We start from the raw sequence: 16,945 nt of genomic DNA, 5'->3' as shown, positions 1-16,945 counted from the left end.
ATGTGTGTTCGTCTGTGCGAGCGGATATTTCAGACGCCGCCGGTCAAGGTCATGCCGCCGTCGACGACCAGCAACTGGCCGGTGATCCAGGCGGCATCGGCGGAGAGCAGGAACGCCACCGCGCCCGCGATGTCCTCGGGCACTCCGAGCCGCTTGAGCGGGTAGGTCTCGGCGAGTTCCTGCTCGCGACCCTCGTAGAGCGCGGTGGCGAACTTCGTCTTCACCACGGCGGGCGCCACCGCGTTGACCCGGATGTTCGGGCCGAGCTCGACAGCCAATTCCTGGGTGATGTAGGTCAGCATCGCCTTGCTGGCGCCGTAGAAGCCGATGCCCGGCGAGGGCCGCACCCCGGCGACCGAGGAGACGTTGACGACCGCGCCGCCGTGCTCGTCCATCCACGCCTTGTGTACCTGCTGAGCCCACGACAACGCCGCGAGGCAGTTGACCTCGATGATCTTGCGGGCGGCCTGGAGATCCATCTCGATCATCGGCCCGTACACCGGATTGATTCCGGTGTTGTTCACCAGCAGATCGACGCTGCCGAACGCCGCGATCGCCCGACCGACCGCATCCGCCTGGTGCTCGATGTCGTCGGCTCGGCCGGCTACACCGAGCGCATGCTCGGCGCCGCCCAACTGCTCGACCGCGTCGTCGAGCGCGTCCTGTGTGCGTGCGGTGATCACGACCTTCGCCCCTTCAGACACCAGTCGCTCGGCGATGCCGAAGCCGATTCCCCGGCTGGCCCCGGTCACGATCGCGGTCTTGCCCGCGAATCGGCCGGTCACGACAGACGCTCCAGGACCATCGCCATACCCTGGCCGCCGCCGACGCACATGGTCTCGAGGCCGAACTGCTTGTCGTGGTAGCGAAGTGAGTTGATCAAGGTGCTGGTGATCCGCGCGCCGGTCATGCCGAACGGGTGTCCCACCGCGATCGCGCCGCCGTTGATATTGACCTTGTCCTCGGGGATGCCGAGCTCGCGGGCCGAGTCGATCACCTGCACCGCGAAGGCCTCGTTGATCTCCACCAGGTCGATGTCGTCGACAGTGAGACCGGCGCGCAACAGCGCCTTCTTCGACGCTTCGATCGGTCCCAGGCCCATGACCTCGGGCGACAGCGCCGAGACCCCGGTGCTGACGACCCGGGCCAACGGAGTGAGCCCGAGCTCCTTGGCTCGGGTGTCGGACATGATCACCAGGGCGGCCGCGCCGTCGTTGAGGGCACAGCAGTTGCCCGCGGTGACGGTGCCATCGGGACGGAACACCGGCTTCAGTGCCGAGACCGCTTCCAGGGTGACCCCCGCGCGCGGACCGTCGTCGGTGCTGACGACCGTGCCGTCGGGCAATGTCACCGGCGTGATGTCGGTGGCCCAGAAGCCGTTGGCGATCGCCTTCTCCGCCAGGTTCTGCGATCGCACACCGAAGGCGTCCTGTTCCGCGCGGGTGATGCCGGTGAACTGGGCGACGTTCTCCGCGGTCTGCCCCATCGCGATGTACACATCGGGAGCCAGTCCGTCGATGCGCGGATCACCCCAGGTCGAACCGCCCGCGGCCCGCTTCTCGGTGCGCGCCACCGCGTCGGCGAAGGACGGATTCTGCGTGTCGGGCAGACCGTCGGCATTGCCCTTGAAGTAGCGGCTCACTGTCTCGACACCGGCCGAGATGAAGACATCACCCTCACCGGCCTTGATCGCGTGCAGCGCCATCCGGGTGGTCTGCAAGCTCGACGAACAGTAGCGGTTGACCGTCGTCCCCGGGACGCCGTCGAGCCCGGCCAGTACCGAGACCACCCGGGCCATGTTGAAGCCCGACTCCCCCGCGGGCTGCCCGCAGCCGAGAACCAGGTCCTCGATCTCGGCGGGATCCAGCGCCGGTACCTGCGCCAAGGCGGCCTGGACCATCTGAACGGTCAGATCATCGGGGCGCATGTCTTTGAGCGACCCCTTGCCTGCCCGGCCGATCGGGGAACGGGCGGCGGCGACGATCACGGCTTCCGGCATCGAATCTCCTCAATTAAGTAAGCGCTTGCTTAGTCAGCATGGTGCAACAGCCCGACCGCGGCCGTCAATACGCGGGTCCTTGTAATCCACGTCACACCACCTGGTCCGAGGCATGCGATTCCGGGGCGAGATAATGACCCGGCGATGACCGACATGACAGAAGCTCGCTCCGATGCGACCCGCGCGCGTCTACTCGACGCGGCCATCGCCGCGTTCGCCGAGAAGGGCTTCAACGGCACCACCACGCGCGACATCGCCGCAGCCGCGGGCCTGAGTCCCGCCGCGGTGTACGTGCATCACAAATCGAAGGAAGAGCTGCTCTATCTGATTTCGCGGACCGGGCACGAGGAAACACTCGACCTCGTACTGACTGGGGTCGAGTCGTCCGGCGAGCCGGCCACCGCGCTGCGAAATGTGGTGCACGCCTTCGCTGTTCACCATGCCAGAGGGCATACTGGCGCCAGGATCGTGAACTACGAGCTGTCCGCGCTCACCCCCGAGCACTACGCCGAGATCCTCGACATCCGCCACCGGATCGACCGGGAGATTCGCGGACTCGTCGAGCGCGGCGTCGCGGCGGGCGTCTTCGACACCGCCAGCCCGCGGATGGCGGCGGTCGCCCTGCTCTCACTGGGCATCGATATCGCCCGCTGGTACCGCGACGAGGGCGAATGGAGCCCCGAAGACATCGCCGCCGCCTACGCCGATATGGCGCTACGCATCGTCGGGGCGCACTGACCCGGCAAACCCCGGTGAGCTGTCGCGAATCAGCGATCCAGCGGGTTCAGCGTGATGGCGACCCGCATTCCCGAGCGCCAGAGCGTCGCCGCTGTCGAGCGCGACCGGATGCGCGCCTCGTTGCGCATGGTCGCGGTGAACTCGGCGGCGAATCCGGCCCTGCCGTGGCGGGCATCGATGGCGGCGAGTTGACGCGAATCCAGTTGGTAGGCGCGTAAACCCGTGACGTCCAGATGGGCGGCGTCGTGCAGCAACGCCGCTTCCGCCCCACGATCACGCGGTGTGGCCGGGTCCATGTGGCGCGCGATGGCGGTATGGACGCACTCACCCAGCTCGGGTGTGGCACCACGGTCGAGAACGAACGTGCGAGCGTGCCGTGCGCCGAGCAGGGCGAAACACCCGACCGTGGGATCGGCCGGCTCCCCCACCGCGATATCGTGCAGTACACAGGCGACATAGAGCGCCTCGGGGTCGGGCCGTAGGTTGTCCACCTGCGCCAAGGCCATGCCGAATTCCCAGCATCGCAGGCTGTGGGCGAGCAGCGCGGGCGTGAGCACCTGGGTGGCCTCGTCCAGAGCGGACCGGCACAGTCGCGAATCCGGCGGTACCGGCGCCGCCCACCCCGAGCCGTCCCCCTCGCGACTCAGCCCTCGGATCAGATGGGGCAAGGACGTGGCCTGTATGCCCAATGCCGAACCCGCAGTGCGGATCTGCTGCATCAGACTCAATTCGCCGTCACGCATCGTGGTCATCTCCTACATGGGAAAGCAGATCGGCTCGGGCGATGGCGAGCATTGTCGCCAGGGTTGATTCGTCGACGATCCCGCGCTGGAACAGCGAGTACGCCCCGTTCACCGTGGCCCACGAAACCATCACCAACGCATGGGGTTCGACATCACAGCCCGCCAGTCGCACTGCGACGGCGAAGGATTCGATCAAGCCGCCGAGCACGGCGTCGATGCGCACCTTCGCTTCGGTCGCCAGTTCGGATTCGCTGACGTCGATGTCGGTCAGCGCGAGAATTCGCAACGCGAGCGGGTTCTCTCGATGGAAGGCGACGTAGCGGTCGCACACGGCGGCGACCTCGCCGCGCGGGGTCGAATCAGCGCCGATCGGTGCGGACATCGCTGCCGCGTGCAGGGTGGCGATCCGCCAGGCCAGCGCGGCGTACACGTCGGCCTTGCCCTCGCGAAAATTGGCGTAGATCGAGCTCACCGCCACGTCGGCCTCGGCGGCGAGCATGTCGATGGTGGTGCCGCGGTAGCCCTCTCGCAGGAACAAGACCTGCGCGGCATCGAGCACCGCGGTGTGGGTTCGCCGTTTGCGTCGGTCGGCAGGGGGTTCCAACGTCATACGAAATAACGTAGTCTCGTTCCGATATCGTAGTCAACTTCCGATAGGAATTTCGATGACCCTCTCCCCGCAGCTCCCCCGCACCGGCAGCGAAGCCATGGCCTTGTTCCTGCCCCAATCCCCCTTCGTCCGGCACATGGGCATCGAACTCGTCGACATCGAGGAGGGCTCGGCCCGCCTCCGGATGCCCTTCCGCGAAGAACTCGTCACGGTCGGCGACATGGTCCACGGCGGCGCCCTCGCGGGCTGTATCGACATCGGCATCATGGCCGCGGCCTGGGCCGGAGCCCAGCTCCCCGAGCAGTTGCGCGGGGTGACCGTCTCGATGTCCATCGATTTCATCCAGCCGGCCAACGCCGAGAGCATCGACATCATCGGCACCCGCCTGCGAGCCGGACGCCACCTCAGCACCTGCCGGGTCGACATCGTCGCCACCGACGGCGGTCGCCTCATCGCCGCGGGCGCGGGCACGTACAAAGTGGGCTGAAACCACCGGCCGGCGCGCCTAACCTCGACAGCATGGAGTTCCGCAAGACAGCGTCTCTCGTCGCGCCCGCCTTCGCTCTCGCCCTGCTGTGCGCGTGCTCTCCGGGCGAGAGTTCCGAACAGTCGAGCACCACCTCCCGCTCGTCCGCGCATGATTCCCCCGTCACCGATGACCTCGACGCGCCGTGGTCGATCGCCTTCCACGGCACCACCGCACTGGTGAGCGAGCGGGACAGCGGTCGCATCCTCGAAATCGGTACCGACGGAACACAACACGAGGTGGGCACCGTCGACGATGTCGAGCCCTCGGGCGAAGGCGGCCTCCTCGGCATCGCCGTGCGCGGGGCGCAGTTGTTCGCCTACTACACCGCCGCCGACGACAACCGCATCGAACGATTCGACCTCATCGGAGGGCCGGGCAACCTCACGCTCGGCGGCGGCACCACAATCCTCACCGGGCTGCCTTCCGCGGCCAACCACAACGGCGGCCGGATCGCCTTCGGTCCCGACGGGATGCTGTATGCCACCGTCGGCGACGCGGGCAACCGGCCCGCCGCCCAGGATCGCGCGGCCCTCGCCGGAAAGATCCTGCGCATGACACCGGACGGGCAGGCACCCGCCGACAACCCCGTCCCGGGCTCGCTCGTCTACAGCTACGGCCACCGGAACCCGCAGGGCATCACCTGGGCGGCAGACGGCAGGATGTTCGCCAGTGAATTCGGCCAGAACACCTGGGACGAACTCAATCTCATCGAACCCGGCGGCAATTACGGCTGGCCCGAGGTCGAAGGCATGGCAGGCCGAGCCGGTTTCATCGACCCCCTGCAACAGTGGAAACCGTCCGAGGCCAGCCCGAGCGGGATGACGAATGTCGGTGGGTCCCTCTACATCGCGAATCTGCGCGGTGAGCGACTACGTCGAATCCCGCTCGACAACCTCACCCAGTCGACCGAGTATCTGGTCGGCGAGTACGGGCGCCTCCGCGACATCGCCGTCGCCCCTGACGGATCGCTCTGGGTTCTGACCAACAACACCGACGGTCGCGGCGAACCTGCCGCCGGTGACGATCGCATCGTCCGCCTCGAGCCGACCGCGTTCACCGCTCCGGATGCAACACCAACACGGTGATCTCACTGGGCGCGAACACCCGCATCGGCGGACCCCAATAGCCGGTGCCGCGGCTGGTGTAGAGCTGGGTGTTGTTCGCGTGTCTGCTCAGTCCCGCGACCACCGGCTGATCGAGCCGAACCAGGTAGTGGAACGGCCAGATCTGACCGCCGTGCGTGTGCCCGGAGAGCTGTAGTTCCACCCCGGCCGCGGAGCTGTCGGCGACCTGTTTGGGCTGGTGGGCCAGCAGGACGACCGGCAGCTCGGGGTCGGTGCCGGCGAGCGCGGCGGACAGGTCGGGACCGTGGCCGGGCACATCGGCGGTGGGGTCGTCGATTCCGGCGACAACCAGCCGGCCACCGTCGCGCTCGACGGTCCGGTGCGCGTTGTGCAGCGGCTGCCAGCCGATCGAGGCCATGTAGTCGATCCAGCTCTGGGCATCGTCGAGGTACTCGTGATTGCCGGTGATGTAGAACCGGCCGAGTGGCGCTTCGACGCCGGCGAGCGGGGCGACCTGATCTGCCCGTTTCGCCACCGAACCGTCGACGAGATCCCCGGCGAGACCCACGATGTCGGGCTTCTGCGCATTGACCACGTCGACAACGTTTCGCGACCATTCCTCCCGGTCGATCGCGGCGAAGTGGGTGTCGGTGAGCACCACGACGCGCAGCCCGTCGAGCCCGTCGGCCAGGCCCGGGATCGCGACGTCGACGGTACGTACCTGCGGCACCCGCCGCGCCTCGTACACCCCGTACCCGGTGAGAACCGTCGAGACCATCACCACAGCGAGCGCCACGCCCTGACCGGCGCGCATCCGATCGACCCCGGCGATGCGCAGCGCGCCCCGGACGATCGAACCGATCACCGACCAGACGAACACCACCCACAAGACCCCGAGCAGAACGTCACCGACGATCGCCGCCGGATCGAACTGCGGCGGCCCGTGCCCGAGGAACAGAGCGACGAGCAAACACAGATACCCGACCACACAGGCCGCGGTGCCGACCCGAAACAGAGTCCCGCTACGCCCCGTCGGCGCGGCGACGAGGGTCCACCACGGGACCGCGAACATCACCGCTGGAACCAGCAGGACCACTATCACCAGCACCACCGCGGTCACGAGATCCCGTCCTGAACAAGGCCGCCCTCGGTCGGGCCGCGTCACATCAGATCATCTCAGGTCACTTTCGGTACGGACGCCACCCATGCCCCCACTCAAACAAGAGCACCGCTCTTGCTTTGTCGACGCGACTGTGTGACCATCGTTCTCGAGAAAGAGCACCGCTCTCGAAACTGGGTGGTGCACCCCAAAGGAGTGTCATGTCCCTTCCCTCGCTCGCATCGCGTCCCGACAACCGCGCCCGCTGGGGCGCCTTCGCCTTCGCACTTGCGGGCATCCTGTTCGTGATCTATGAGGCTGCCGCCCCGCGCGTTTCCGACCAGACCACGCTCGACAGCGCCGAGTCGTGGACAAGCCTGGGCTGGTCCCTGGCACATCTCGCCGCGATCGCCGGGCTCATCCTCATCCCGCTCGGATACAGCGCGTTGCGCGGCCGGCTTCGAGGCACTCCCCACGAGGGCACGGCCGCCGCGGCCGCGACGATCGGCTACATCGGATCAGCGCTGACGATCTCGTACTACGGCGCAGAGGCCTACGGCCTCAAAGCAATCGGACAGCGCGCCGTTGCCGACGGGGACGCCACGCTGACCGAGGTCGGCAACGCCTTCCGGTACGACCCGACCGCGATGAGCGTCTTCGCGATCGGCCTCATCCTGATCGCGGTCGCGGCGGTACTGGCCGCGGTGGCGGTGTGGCGTTCGGGCACTCTGCGCCGCTGGAGTGCCGTTCCGCTCGCGGCACTACTGGCCACGATGCTGCCGCAGTACTTCCTGCCCCACACCGGCCGAATCGCCTGGGGCGCAATGGTGGCGGTCGCGGCCATGTGGCTCGCCGCCGAGATGGTGCGGGACCGCACCCCCCACCGAGCGGGTCGAAACTACCCACCGGCCACGATCCGCAGCATGATGGTGGGATGGCCGAGATGATGAATGCATGCGCGCACTGCTGATACTGATCGTCGTGCTGATGATCGCACTGGTCGTCGGCGATCGAGTCGGGGTCGTCATGGCACAGAACGAGATCGGACGCCAGATCGCCGCCGAGTACGACCTCGCGCACCAGCCCGATGTCGAAATCGGCGGCTTTCCGTTCCTGACCCAGGCCGTGGACGGCACCTATCGCGACATCGATATACGGATCGGCGACTGGAGTGGGCACAACATCTCCGTCCACAACCTCGATGTCGCACTGGCCGACGTCTCCGCACCACTGACCGACGTGCTCAACAACCGCACCTCGAACCTTGTCGCGGCCACGGCGACCGCGACCGCCGTGGTTCCCTACGACATCGTGCAAGGCTTCGCGCCGTCGCAAGTGGAATCGATCTCCAACAGCCCGGACGGACTGCGCGTGACCGGAAGGTTCTCGGTGGCGGGTATCTCGGTGCCGGCAACAGTGTTCGTCACCGTCGCACCGACCGAGGCGGGCATCGAGGTCACCCCGGTCTCGGTCCAGTCCGCGGCAGGCGGACCGACGATCTCCCTTGCCCTGATTCGCCAGTCCCTGACCTTCGTCGTGCCGCTTCAGGAATTGCCACTCGGTGCGCGCCTGACCGCCATCCAACCGGGCGCGGACGGCCTTCACGTCAGCGCCGTAGCTCACAATGTTCGGCTCGACAGCCTGCCGTGAGAATCTCGTAGTGCCCGCATCGCCGGGTCAGTGCCGATCGGTATCGGTGAAGGTGATCCGGACGGAGATCGGCGCACTCTGCAGCGCCCGGAAGGTCGCGGCGGTCAAGCCGGCGAAAGCGGGATGCGACGCGAAGGTGCGCGCCCGAGCGTCGACATCGTCGTCGGGAACCAACCGCGCGGTACCGGTGCGCCAAGCGCCCCCGTGCCGAATTCGCACCTGCGGGTCGGCGGTGATGTTGGCGGTCCACCCCGAGCGGGTGCCGTGCTGGGAGATCACCCACGCGCCGGACTCGTCGAAGGCCGCCGCGATCGGAACCAGCCGCAGTGCGCCGCTCTTTCGTCCGATCGTTTCCAATTCGGTGGCGAGCGCGGTGTCTATTCCCAGGCGGCGCAGCGCGCGCACGGTGGGGTTGGCGACGTAGCGACCCACGCCACGCTCGAAGAGAAACTTGCGCCGGGCGCGCTGGTCGATCTGCTCGGTCATCGTTGTCGGCCTCTCTGTTCCAGGTGAGGTGAGCTGTCAGAGTTCGAGAAGTTTGACGAGGTTGGTACCCGCGTCATCGAGCGGCTGCAGGGATTTCGTGCTTCGGCATTGGATGATCGCGCCTTCGATCGTGCTGATGATGACGCTGCCGATCGAGGCGGCCGCAGCAGAGTCCATCCCCGCCGAGATCAGGAAATCGGCCAGCCGACCGGTCCAGTCGCCGAACACAGTGGCCGACGCCGCCTGCACGGTCGGCGAGTCGCTGCCGCTCTGCGCGGCGGCCACGATCGGACATCCCGCGGTGAACGACGAAGTCTCGAGTATCTGCTTCCAGACTTCCACGAGTCCGACGACAACCTCCGCCGGTGACGACGACGCGGCGATCAGCGCCTCGATCATCGTGGTGATCTGCTGTCCGGCATGCAGAGTCGCCTGCTCCATGAGCTCGCTCTTACCGCCGGGGAAGTGCAGATATATCGAACCTCGGGCGGCCTTGCTGTGGGCGAGTAGGTCCGTCAGCCCGGTCGCCGCGACGCCGTGTTCGCGCATCATGAGAATCGCGCTGCGGAGGAGGCGTTCTCGTGGTCCCGCCACCGGGTTCATCGGCACCCCTTTCGCCATAGACCGATCAGTTCATCGTACGGTATCGTCACCGATGATAGAACGATCGGTCTATCAGGAGAGGGCCTCATGACCACCGCAACGCACCACCCCGAAACGCCGGATTTCGCCACCCTGAGCGGCCTCGAACTGCTGCGCGCGGCAACCGCGATGCCCGATCGAACCGGAATCGGCACGCTGCTCGGAATGACGGTCGAGGAACTCGAGTTCGGCCGGGTGTCGTTCAGCCTCGTCACACGACCCGATTTCGCGAACCCGCTCGGCACCACCCACGGCGGTATCTGTGCGACCTTGCTGGACTCGGCGATGGGTTGCGCGATTCATTCCGCGCTGGATGCGGGGGTCGGGTACGGCACGTTGGAGCTGAAGGTCAACTACATCCGGTCCGTTCCGATCGACGGCCGACGCCTCATCGCCACCGGCTCGACGCTGCACGTCGGCCGCACCACCGCGACAGCGGAGGGCAAGGTGCTCGACGAAGCGGGCAAACTCGTCGCCCACGCCACCACCACCTGCATCATCCATCGCTGACGGGGGAAGTCCATGCCGGTCGAGGAGGCTCACGTGACGAACGACAGCGGGGACTGGCAGGCCAGTGCGTGCATTCTGTGTGAGAACAACTGCGGAATAACCGTCAAGGTCGAAGGACGGCGGTTCGCGAAAATCCGCGGCGACAAGGACCATCCCGGGTCCGCCGGGTACACCTGCAACAAAGCGTTGCGGCTGGACCATTATCAGAACGGCGGCACCCGGATCACCTCACCGCTGCGCCGCGAGAACGACGGCACCTACACCGAGATCAGCTGGGATGTCGCGATCACCGAGATCGCCGCCCGACTGCGCGCGGTGCGCGACACCCACGGTGGCGAATCGATCTTCTTCTACGGTGGCGGCGGACAGGGCAACCACCTGGGCGGCGCGTACAGCGGCGCGTTGCTGCGCGCCGTCGGCGGACGTTATCGCTCCAACGCGCTCGCTCAGGAAAAACTCGGCGAGGCCTGGGTCGACGCCCATCTGACCGGCGGACATACACACGGCGACTTCGAACACGCGCAGGTCAGCGTGTTCATCGGTAAGAATCCGTGGCAGTCGCACGGCGTTTCGCGCGCCCGCACCGTGCTCCAGAACATCGCCAAGGACCCCGCACGCACCATGATCGTGCTCGACCCGGTGCGCACCGAGACCGCCGATATGGCCGACATCCACCTGCAGATCAGACCGGGCACCGACGCTTGGTGCCTGGCCGCGATTCTGGGTGTGATCGTTCAGCAGGACCTGGTCGACCACGAGTTCCTGGCCGCACACACGACCGAGGCCGAGCCGGTGCTCGCCGCCCTTCGCACCATCGATGTCGACGCGTATGCCCACCTGAGCGGCGTCGATCCCGCATCGGTCCGCAGAGCCGCGCAGTTGATCGGGACCGCGGAGAGTGTGTCGACCTACGAGGATCTGGGTGTGCAGCAGAGCCCGAACAGCACCCTGGTGTCGTATCTGAACAAGCTGATCTGGTTGCTCACCGGGAACTTCGCCGCCCGCGGCGCCATGCAGATGCACTCCTGGGTGGTACCGCTGATCAACTACTCGGTGAAGACGAAGTCCACACCGGTGACCGGGGTGCCGATGCCCGGCGGTCTCGTGCCCGGCAATGTCATCGCCGAGGAGATTCTCACCGATCATCCGAAGCGGTTCCGCGCGATGATCGTCGAATCCTCGAACCCGGCGCATTCGCTGGCGGATTCGCAGCGCTTCCGCGAGGCATTCGAGTCCCTCGAACTCAGCGTCGTGATCGATGTCGCGATGACCGAGACCGCTCGTCGCGCCCACTATGTTCTTCCGGCGGCGAGTCAGTTCGAGAAGTGGGAAGCGACCTTCTTCAACCTCGAATTCCCGATCAACACCTTTCAGCTCCGTGCCCCGCTGCTCGAGCCGCTGCCCGGTACGTTGGCCGAGCCGGAAATCTATGCCCGCCTCGTCCGCGAGCTCGGCGTCGCCCGCCCGCTGGCATTGTCGGTGCTGAAACGCGCGTTGCGCCTGGGCCGCAAAGTCTATGGTCTGACGTTTCTCGCGCTGCTCGCACTCGACAGGAAGGCCGCTGGCTCGGCCCCCTTCCTGCTGTACGAAACGCTCGGCCCGACCCTGCCCGGCGGCGCACGGTCAGCAGCAGTGCTGTGGGCGCTGGCCCAGCGCGTCGCGCATCTGCATCCGAAATCCATGCGCCGCGCCGGCCACCGGAACGCCGAGGCACTGTTCACCGCGATGCTCACCGAACGATCCGGCGTCGCGGTGACCGCCGACGAACTCGACGGCGGCTGCTGGACCTACGTGCCCGCACGCAATCTGCCGATCAACCTGACCATCACGCCCCTGCTCCAATCCCTGCGAGGTCTCGACCACAGGGAATGGGCCCACACCAGCGACGAATACCCCTTCGTGCTCTCCGCCGGCGAGCGCCGCGCGTTCACCGCGAACACGATCTTCCGTGACGACAGTTGGCGGCGCCGCGACACCACCGGCGCACTGCGTATCAGCCCTGCCGATGCCGAGCGCCTCGGATTGGCCGACGGCGGTCGAGCACTGATCACCACCAACCGCGGCTCCGCGACCGCGACTGTCGAACTCAACGACCGAATGCAAAACGGCCATATCTCCCTCCCCAACGGCCTCGGGCTCGACCTCCCCGGAAGTGACCAGCGCACCGGCGTGGCGCCCAACGATCTCACCGATCTGCGACGGCGCGACGAGTACTCCGCCACCCCCTGGCACAAACACGTACCCGCCCGGGTCGAACCCCTCCCGAAAGCCTGACCCTCACTGATTATGTTGTGGCGCTTCGGTATCCGAGTGGCGCAGCGGTGCGCCGACGTGGTGCAGGTGCGTCAGTGCCTCGCGGTAGGAGGAGACGAGTCCGGTTTCGTGGTACGGCACGCCGATCTCGGCGCAGTAGTCGCGGACGATCACCTGGGCGTGACGCAGGTTCGGCGTCGGCATACTCGGGAACAGGTGGTGTTCGATCTGATAGTTGAGTCCGCCGAGGGCGAGATCGGTCACCGCGCCACCGCGCACATTGCGGGAGGTCAGGACCTGGCGACGGAGGTAGTCGGGACGGTCGTCGCCGGTCAAGGTCGGCATGCCCTTGTGGTTCGGGGCGAAGATGCAGCCCATGTACAGGCCGAAAAGGCCCTGGTGGACGGCGAGGAACACGAGAGCTTTGTCGGCGGGCAGCACCGCGAACAGTGCGGTCAGGTAGAGGGCGAAGTGGCCGAACAGCAGCGCACCCTCCCATCCGCGGTGTTTGACCGACCGATTTCGCAGCGCGCGGACGCCGGCCATATGGAGGTTCAGGCCCTCCAGCAGCAGCAGGGGAAAGAACAGGAACGCCTGGGCCCGTCCGATGAGCCGGGGCAGACCGCGGCTGGACCGGGCCTGCTGCTGTGACCAGACCAGAATGTCGGGCGCGACATCGGGGTCGAGTTCCTCGTGGTTCGGGTTGGCGTGATGACGGGTGTGCTTGTCCTGCCACCAGCCGTAGCCAAGGCCGATGCCCGCGTTGCCGACGAGTCTTCCCACGAGCTCGGTCGGCTGTCGTAGCCGGAAGACTTGACGGTGCGCGACGTCGTGCATCACGAGTGCGACTTGCGCGAACGTCACGGCCATGAACGCCGCGACCAGCAGCGTCCACCACGAATCGCCGACGAGGACGAACGCCGCCCACCCGCCGGCGAACGCGATCCCGACGAGGCTGAGCCGCACGGCGTAGTAGACAGGACGTCGGCCCATCAGCCCCGCCTCGGAGATTCGGCGCAACAGGCGGGCGTAGTCACCGTCGGCGCCGCGCCGCGGTGACCGTGGAGATGATTCGGGGACCAGAGCAGGTGTCGTCATAGATCCCGAAGTTATCGCTCAGATTCTCGTCGGCCGTAATCCCTTGGTATGAGACGGAATCGGACTGCGGGGTGATACCGCGGGGCAACTCCACAGCACCGGCAGTCGAGTCCGTGCTCGAAACCGAGGGTTCAAACCAGACGTTCCTGGGTAAAAAGGTGTCGATACTGTTCGCGAATCGGGCGAACGGGACGTCTAAGCAGGCGTTTCACAGTGTGGAGACCAGGTTGCTGAAATTGATCGAGCTCATACGCAGACCGGCGCAGTCGACGATCTCGACCGAGCCCCCCACCGCGGCCGGGTCGCTGCGGGCAGGCGATGTCGTACTCACCGCCAAGCGCAGCTACCGGGTGGTCAGCACGAGCTTCGCCGACGACGCGCGTCGCGCCGGCCGGGTGGTCGCCGACACGGTCGACTTGGTCACCGGCCGTCTGCGCGTGCTCGACTTCCCCAGCGCCGACACGATGGTCACCGTCAAAGCGGCGTAGTCCGTCAGACCGGCCGGTGCCCGACGTCGGTGGGCGGAGGAAAGCGGCGGGTAGTCGATTGCTTCCCGTCGGCGGGAACCACCACTTTTTCTTCCTCGACCACACGGCGCTGATCGACGCCACGCGAGCGTTCGGCGAAAGCGATATCCCGCGCACTGCGCACCGACAGGCGACCCAGTGAGCTCGCGGCGAAGAACAGGATCAGCGCGCCGAGGCCGTAGAAGAACGTCAGCTGGAGCACCGCACGCTTCAGATCCGAGGTGGCGACCGGCACGCCGATGTCCCCGAGTCGTAGCGGCGCAGCCAGGAACGGCCCGATCACGAACCACACACCGGCAGCCACCGCCAGCCAGCCACCGAAACTGGCGACCAGCCGGTTCCGGCTCATCAGCATGAGCAGCCCACCGACGATCGCGACGGCGCCCGGCAGAACCTCGAGCCAGCCGCGAGCCGACGTCCAGACCCACGCCTCGTCAGGGGTGTACGCGAAATCGAAATAGGGGCCCACAAACGGGATGAGTGCGCCCCAGATGCCGAGAAGCAGCACCACCAGCCCACCCAGCGCGCCGCGGCTACGCGGAATACGCACCCGTCCGCCGTTCCCGGTCGAGACTTTCTCGTCGACATCCGTCATGACGCCTCCATCGGAGAACAGAAGTATTGAGCATTATTCAGCGCTTACCCCGCCCCGGCCCGGCTACGCACTTGCGTCGAAAATGGAATCAGCTCGTCCGATGTCGGGCAGTGGCTGCTCTTGTCGGACCCAGTGACCGGCATCGGGTAGGGCCGGTCAGCGGCGCCAAGACCTTGCGCCAGTGGTTGCGCCGCATTCATAGCTGGGCGCGCAGGATCCGGCCAGGCCCCCGCATGGTGTAGCTCGCCCCACCATGGACTCGGTGGACAGCTCGATCGAATTTCCGCGACGCGACGACAACCATGGGGTCATGACCGAGAAACCAGCCGAGTCGACTCTCGTGGTCGACCTCGCCGACGAGCCGACCGTCGCGCTCGACGCGCCACCGGATGAACCGCGACGCCGGACCGGATCGTTGATCGCGGTACTGCGCGCGCCGATCGAAGCCAGGACCTGGAAGGAGCTCGCCTATCTGGTCCTGTCGTTCGTGCTCGGCTGTGTGGCCGTGTGCTACCTGTTCTTCGGGTTCGGCGGCGGACTGTACGCGTCGATCCTGCTCATCGGCATTCCGTTGCTGGCGACCGTGCTGCTCGGCGGGCGGGTATGGGGCAGGATCTATCGGTTCCTCGGCGGCGCACTGCTCGGGACCCGGGTCGACCCGCCACCGGATTTCACCAGGGCGAGCGGCCTGTTCGGCTTCCTGAAGAGCGCGTTCACCGATCGGCCGAGCTGGCGGGTCGTGGTGTTCCTGATCGCGCAGTCGGTGCTCGGCGTCGCGGTCGGCTACGTCGTGCTCATGGTGATCATGATGGTCGGGTTCACGGCGCTCTCGCCCATCCCGTGGGCACTGCTGGATCCGGTCCAGGTGGACGACAACGGCGTCGAGCACCACAGTCTCGCGCAATTCGGCACGTTCTACATCGACACCTGGCCGCGCGCGCTCGCCCTGTCCGGTATCGGCATCCTGCTGTGTTTCGCACTGCCGTGGCTGATCCGTAGCGTCTGCTGGTTGCATCGGATGCTGATCGTCGGCCTGTTGGCGGCGACACCGCGCGACCGGCAACTGGCAGAACTGCGGGCCAGCAGACGGGCCGCGGTGGACGATGCGACCGCCACTCTGCGCCGGGTCGAACGCGACCTGCACGACGGCACGCAGGCTCGGCTGGTCACCATCGCCATGGCGCTGGGCAGGGCCGAAGAACGCCTGGCCGCGGGCGGCGACGCCCGCGACCTCATCGCCGAGGCACGTGCCAACTCCAAGGAGGCGTTGACCGAACTGCGCGAACTGGTCCGTGGCATCCATCCCCCCGCGCTCGAGCTCGGCCTCGGCCCGGCGTTGGAGACGCTCACCGCCCGCTGCGCGGTGCCGGTCGACCTGCGGGTGCAGATCCCCCACCGGCCGAGCCCGGCCATCGAGGCGATCGCCTACTTCTCCGTCGCCGAGCTACTCACCAATGTCGTCAAACACGCGCACGCGGACGGGGCCACCGTGTCGGTGCTGCCCGAGGGCCAGCGCTGCATCGCGGTCACCGTGCGCGACAACGGAATCGGTGGTGCGCCCCAGCCCGGCACGCCGACCGTGACCGGCAGCGGGTTGGCCGGACTCGTCGCGCGTGCGCTCGCCGTCGACGGCACGCTCACCGTCGACAGTCCGGTCGGCGGGCCTACCGTGGTGACCATGATCCTGCCGAACGAGGGCCCGCAGTGACCGCGGGCGGCGCATCGCACGGACCCCTGCGGGTGGTGATCGCCGAGGACAGCGCCATCCTGCGCGACGGGTTGGCCGGGCTGCTCACCGAACGCGGACACGAGGTGGTGGCGATGGTCGGCGACGCGACGTCGCTGAGCGAGATCGTCGAGACCCACCGGCTCGACGTCGCGGTGGTGGATGTGCGGATGCCGCCCACCTTCACCGACGAGGGCCTGCTGGCGGCCATCGAACTGCGCAGGAAATATCCGAGCACCGGCGTGCTCGTATTCTCACAGTGGATCGAAACCCGGTACGCGACAGAACTTCTCGCCGCCGGAGCCAGCGGCGTCGGCTATCTCCTCAAGGACCGCGTCGCCGACGTGGGTGATTTCGTCGACGCCCTGCATCGGGTCGCCACCGGCGGCACCGCCCTCGACCCCGAGGTGGTGAGTCAGCTGATGGGCGCGTCCCGGCAACAGGATTCACTGGCCCGGCTCACCCCGCGCGAGCGCGAGGTGCTCGAGCTGATGGCACAGGGACTCACCAACAACGCCATCGCCGCCTCGCTCACCGTCACCGAGCGGGCCGTCGAGAAGCACATCGGCAATATCTTCACCAAACTCGATCTGCCGCCGTCGGATACCCGCCACCGCAGGGTGCTGGCGGTTCTGCGGCTCAAAGGGTGAACCGCGCAACCCCACGCACCTCGGCC

18 protein-coding genes and 1 pseudogene are annotated in these 16,945 nt (G+C 67.0%); 10 read left to right on the top strand and 9 right to left on the bottom strand.

The features are described 5' to 3' along the window. Positions 1–29: 29 nt before the first annotated feature. Positions 30–785: an SDR family oxidoreductase gene (locus IBJ82_RS19740; RefSeq protein WP_194827428.1), complete on the bottom strand. Its 756-nt coding sequence runs from the start codon at positions 783–785 to the stop codon at positions 30–32. After that, a complete protein-coding gene (locus IBJ82_RS19735; RefSeq protein WP_194827427.1) occupies positions 782–1,999 on the bottom strand; it encodes an acetyl-CoA C-acetyltransferase in 1,218 nt (405 codons plus the stop codon). Before IBJ82_RS19735 ends, IBJ82_RS19740 begins: the two co-directional genes overlap by 4 nt. A 144-nt stretch (positions 2,000–2,143) precedes the next feature. Between IBJ82_RS19735 and IBJ82_RS19730 the strand changes: the two genes are divergently transcribed. Beyond that, entirely contained in the window at positions 2,144–2,737 is a 594-nt protein-coding gene (locus tag IBJ82_RS19730; RefSeq protein WP_194827426.1) for a TetR family transcriptional regulator, read from the top strand. A gap of 29 nt (positions 2,738–2,766) precedes the next feature. Here the strand turns inward: IBJ82_RS19730 and IBJ82_RS19725 are convergent, their stop codons facing one another. Continuing rightward, positions 2,767–3,489: an HD domain-containing protein gene (locus IBJ82_RS19725; RefSeq protein WP_194827425.1), complete on the bottom strand. Its 723-nt coding sequence runs from the start codon at positions 3,487–3,489 to the stop codon at positions 2,767–2,769. Beyond that, entirely contained in the window at positions 3,473–4,090 is a 618-nt protein-coding gene (locus IBJ82_RS19720) for a TetR/AcrR family transcriptional regulator (protein WP_194827424.1), read from the bottom strand. Before IBJ82_RS19720 ends, IBJ82_RS19725 begins: the two co-directional genes overlap by 17 nt. A gap of 55 nt (positions 4,091–4,145) precedes the next feature. Between IBJ82_RS19720 and IBJ82_RS19715 the strand changes: the two genes are divergently transcribed. Both IBJ82_RS19715 and IBJ82_RS19710 read left to right on the top strand, forming a co-directional pair. Continuing rightward, the gene (locus IBJ82_RS19715; RefSeq protein ID WP_194827423.1) at positions 4,146–4,577 is read left to right on the top strand and encodes a PaaI family thioesterase; all 432 of its coding nucleotides are present in this window, start codon (positions 4,146–4,148) and stop codon (positions 4,575–4,577) included. A 32-nt stretch (positions 4,578–4,609) separates the two neighbouring features. Further along, positions 4,610–5,704 carry a sorbosone dehydrogenase family protein gene (locus IBJ82_RS19710; protein ID WP_194827422.1) on the top strand — a complete coding sequence of 365 codons (1,095 nt, stop codon included), beginning with the start codon at positions 4,610–4,612 and terminating at the stop codon, positions 5,702–5,704. On the opposite strand, the gene IBJ82_RS19705 is transcribed toward IBJ82_RS19710, so the two are convergent. Further along, positions 5,673–6,803 (bottom strand): metallophosphoesterase, encoded by a 1,131-nt coding sequence (locus IBJ82_RS19705; RefSeq protein ID WP_370585391.1) that lies wholly within the window; start codon positions 6,801–6,803, stop codon positions 5,673–5,675. The two genes, IBJ82_RS19710 and IBJ82_RS19705, sit on opposite strands and share 32 nt — an antisense overlap. 200 nt (positions 6,804–7,003) lie before the next feature. Here IBJ82_RS19705 and IBJ82_RS19700 point away from each other — a divergent pair, with 200 nt between their 5' ends. Further along, positions 7,004–7,729 carry a hypothetical protein gene (locus tag IBJ82_RS19700; protein ID WP_194827421.1) on the top strand — a complete coding sequence of 242 codons (726 nt, stop codon included), beginning with the start codon at positions 7,004–7,006 and terminating at the stop codon, positions 7,727–7,729. A gap of 7 nt (positions 7,730–7,736) precedes the next feature. Beyond that, the gene (locus tag IBJ82_RS19695) at positions 7,737–8,432 is read left to right on the top strand and encodes a DUF2993 domain-containing protein (RefSeq protein WP_194827420.1); all 696 of its coding nucleotides are present in this window, start codon (positions 7,737–7,739) and stop codon (positions 8,430–8,432) included. 27 nt (positions 8,433–8,459) lie between these two features. Here the strand turns inward: IBJ82_RS19695 and IBJ82_RS19690 are convergent. Together IBJ82_RS19690 and IBJ82_RS19685 are read right to left on the bottom strand one after the other, a co-directional pair. Continuing rightward, positions 8,460–8,903: pseudogene (locus IBJ82_RS19690) on the bottom strand (nitroreductase family deazaflavin-dependent oxidoreductase); the annotation flags it as partial. Between the two features lie 51 nt (positions 8,904–8,954). Beyond that, a complete protein-coding gene (locus IBJ82_RS19685; RefSeq protein ID WP_194827418.1) occupies positions 8,955–9,521 on the bottom strand; it encodes a TetR/AcrR family transcriptional regulator in 567 nt (188 codons plus the stop codon). A gap of 87 nt (positions 9,522–9,608) precedes the next feature. On the opposite strand from IBJ82_RS19685, the gene IBJ82_RS19680 reads away from it, so the two are divergent. Next, positions 9,609–10,070: a PaaI family thioesterase gene (locus tag IBJ82_RS19680; RefSeq protein WP_194827417.1), complete on the top strand. Its 462-nt coding sequence runs from the start codon at positions 9,609–9,611 to the stop codon at positions 10,068–10,070. A gap of 33 nt (positions 10,071–10,103) precedes the next feature. Beyond that, positions 10,104–12,344 carry a molybdopterin-dependent oxidoreductase gene (locus tag IBJ82_RS19675; protein ID WP_370585390.1) on the top strand — a complete coding sequence of 747 codons (2,241 nt, stop codon included), beginning with the start codon at positions 10,104–10,106 and terminating at the stop codon, positions 12,342–12,344. A gap of 3 nt (positions 12,345–12,347) precedes the next feature. Here the strand turns inward: IBJ82_RS19675 and IBJ82_RS19670 are convergent, their stop codons facing one another. Next, on the bottom strand, positions 12,348–13,421 hold the full coding sequence (locus IBJ82_RS19670; RefSeq protein ID WP_194827415.1) for an acyl-CoA desaturase: 1,074 nt from the start codon (positions 13,419–13,421) through the stop codon (positions 12,348–12,350). A 236-nt stretch (positions 13,422–13,657) separates the two neighbouring features. Here IBJ82_RS19670 and IBJ82_RS19665 point away from each other — a divergent pair, with 236 nt between their 5' ends. Continuing rightward, positions 13,658–13,909: a hypothetical protein gene (locus IBJ82_RS19665; RefSeq protein ID WP_194827414.1), complete on the top strand. Its 252-nt coding sequence runs from the start codon at positions 13,658–13,660 to the stop codon at positions 13,907–13,909. Between the two features lie 4 nt (positions 13,910–13,913). Here the strand turns inward: IBJ82_RS19665 and IBJ82_RS19660 are convergent, their stop codons facing one another. Next, positions 13,914–14,543, bottom strand: coding sequence for a hypothetical protein (locus IBJ82_RS19660; protein WP_194827413.1), 630 nt, complete (start codon positions 14,541–14,543; stop codon positions 13,914–13,916). 310 nt (positions 14,544–14,853) lie between these two features. On the opposite strand from IBJ82_RS19660, the gene IBJ82_RS19655 reads away from it, so the two are divergent. Continuing rightward, the gene (locus IBJ82_RS19655) at positions 14,854–16,251 is read left to right on the top strand and encodes a sensor domain-containing protein (RefSeq protein WP_228537416.1); all 1,398 of its coding nucleotides are present in this window, start codon (positions 14,854–14,856) and stop codon (positions 16,249–16,251) included. A gap of 26 nt (positions 16,252–16,277) precedes the next feature. Then, positions 16,278–16,919 carry a response regulator transcription factor gene (locus IBJ82_RS19650; RefSeq protein WP_194827826.1) on the top strand — a complete coding sequence of 214 codons (642 nt, stop codon included), beginning with the start codon at positions 16,278–16,280 and terminating at the stop codon, positions 16,917–16,919. The last annotated feature ends 26 nt before the right edge of the window (positions 16,920–16,945 follow it).

Source organism: Nocardia sp. XZ_19_231, assembly GCF_015355705.1.
GTDB lineage: Bacteria > Actinomycetota > Actinomycetes > Mycobacteriales > Mycobacteriaceae > Nocardia > Nocardia salmonicida.
The sequence above is the reverse complement of the archived record's forward strand: the minus strand, read 5'-3'. Positions and strand labels throughout refer to the sequence as shown.

What these genes read in the sequence shown, in the direction of transcription:
- IBJ82_RS19680 (WP_194827417.1), top strand. Translation starts at nt 9,609, where the DNA reads ATGACCACCGCAACGCACCACCCCGAAACGCCGGATTTCGCCACCCTG.
- IBJ82_RS19700 (WP_194827421.1), top strand. Translation starts at nt 7,004, where the DNA reads ATGTCCCTTCCCTCGCTCGCATCGCGTCCCGACAACCGCGCCCGCTGG.
- IBJ82_RS19715 (WP_194827423.1), top strand. Translation starts at nt 4,146, where the DNA reads ATGACCCTCTCCCCGCAGCTCCCCCGCACCGGCAGCGAAGCCATGGCC.
- IBJ82_RS19725 (WP_194827425.1), bottom strand. Translation starts at nt 3,489, where the DNA reads ATGACCACGATGCGTGACGGCGAATTGAGTCTGATGCAGCAGATCCGC.
- IBJ82_RS19685 (WP_194827418.1), bottom strand. Translation starts at nt 9,521, where the DNA reads ATGAACCCGGTGGCGGGACCACGAGAACGCCTCCTCCGCAGCGCGATT.
- IBJ82_RS19655 (WP_228537416.1), top strand. Translation starts at nt 14,854, where the DNA reads ATGACCGAGAAACCAGCCGAGTCGACTCTCGTGGTCGACCTCGCCGAC.
- IBJ82_RS19710 (WP_194827422.1), top strand. Translation starts at nt 4,610, where the DNA reads ATGGAGTTCCGCAAGACAGCGTCTCTCGTCGCGCCCGCCTTCGCTCTC.
- IBJ82_RS19660 (WP_194827413.1), bottom strand. Translation starts at nt 14,543, where the DNA reads ATGACGGATGTCGACGAGAAAGTCTCGACCGGGAACGGCGGACGGGTG.
- IBJ82_RS19670 (WP_194827415.1), bottom strand. Translation starts at nt 13,421, where the DNA reads ATGACGACACCTGCTCTGGTCCCCGAATCATCTCCACGGTCACCGCGG.
- IBJ82_RS19720 (WP_194827424.1), bottom strand. Translation starts at nt 4,090, where the DNA reads ATGACGTTGGAACCCCCTGCCGACCGACGCAAACGGCGAACCCACACC.
- IBJ82_RS19735 (WP_194827427.1), bottom strand. Translation starts at nt 1,999, where the DNA reads ATGCCGGAAGCCGTGATCGTCGCCGCCGCCCGTTCCCCGATCGGCCGG.
- IBJ82_RS19695 (WP_194827420.1), top strand. Translation starts at nt 7,737, where the DNA reads ATGCGCGCACTGCTGATACTGATCGTCGTGCTGATGATCGCACTGGTC.
- IBJ82_RS19730 (WP_194827426.1), top strand. Translation starts at nt 2,144, where the DNA reads ATGACCGACATGACAGAAGCTCGCTCCGATGCGACCCGCGCGCGTCTA.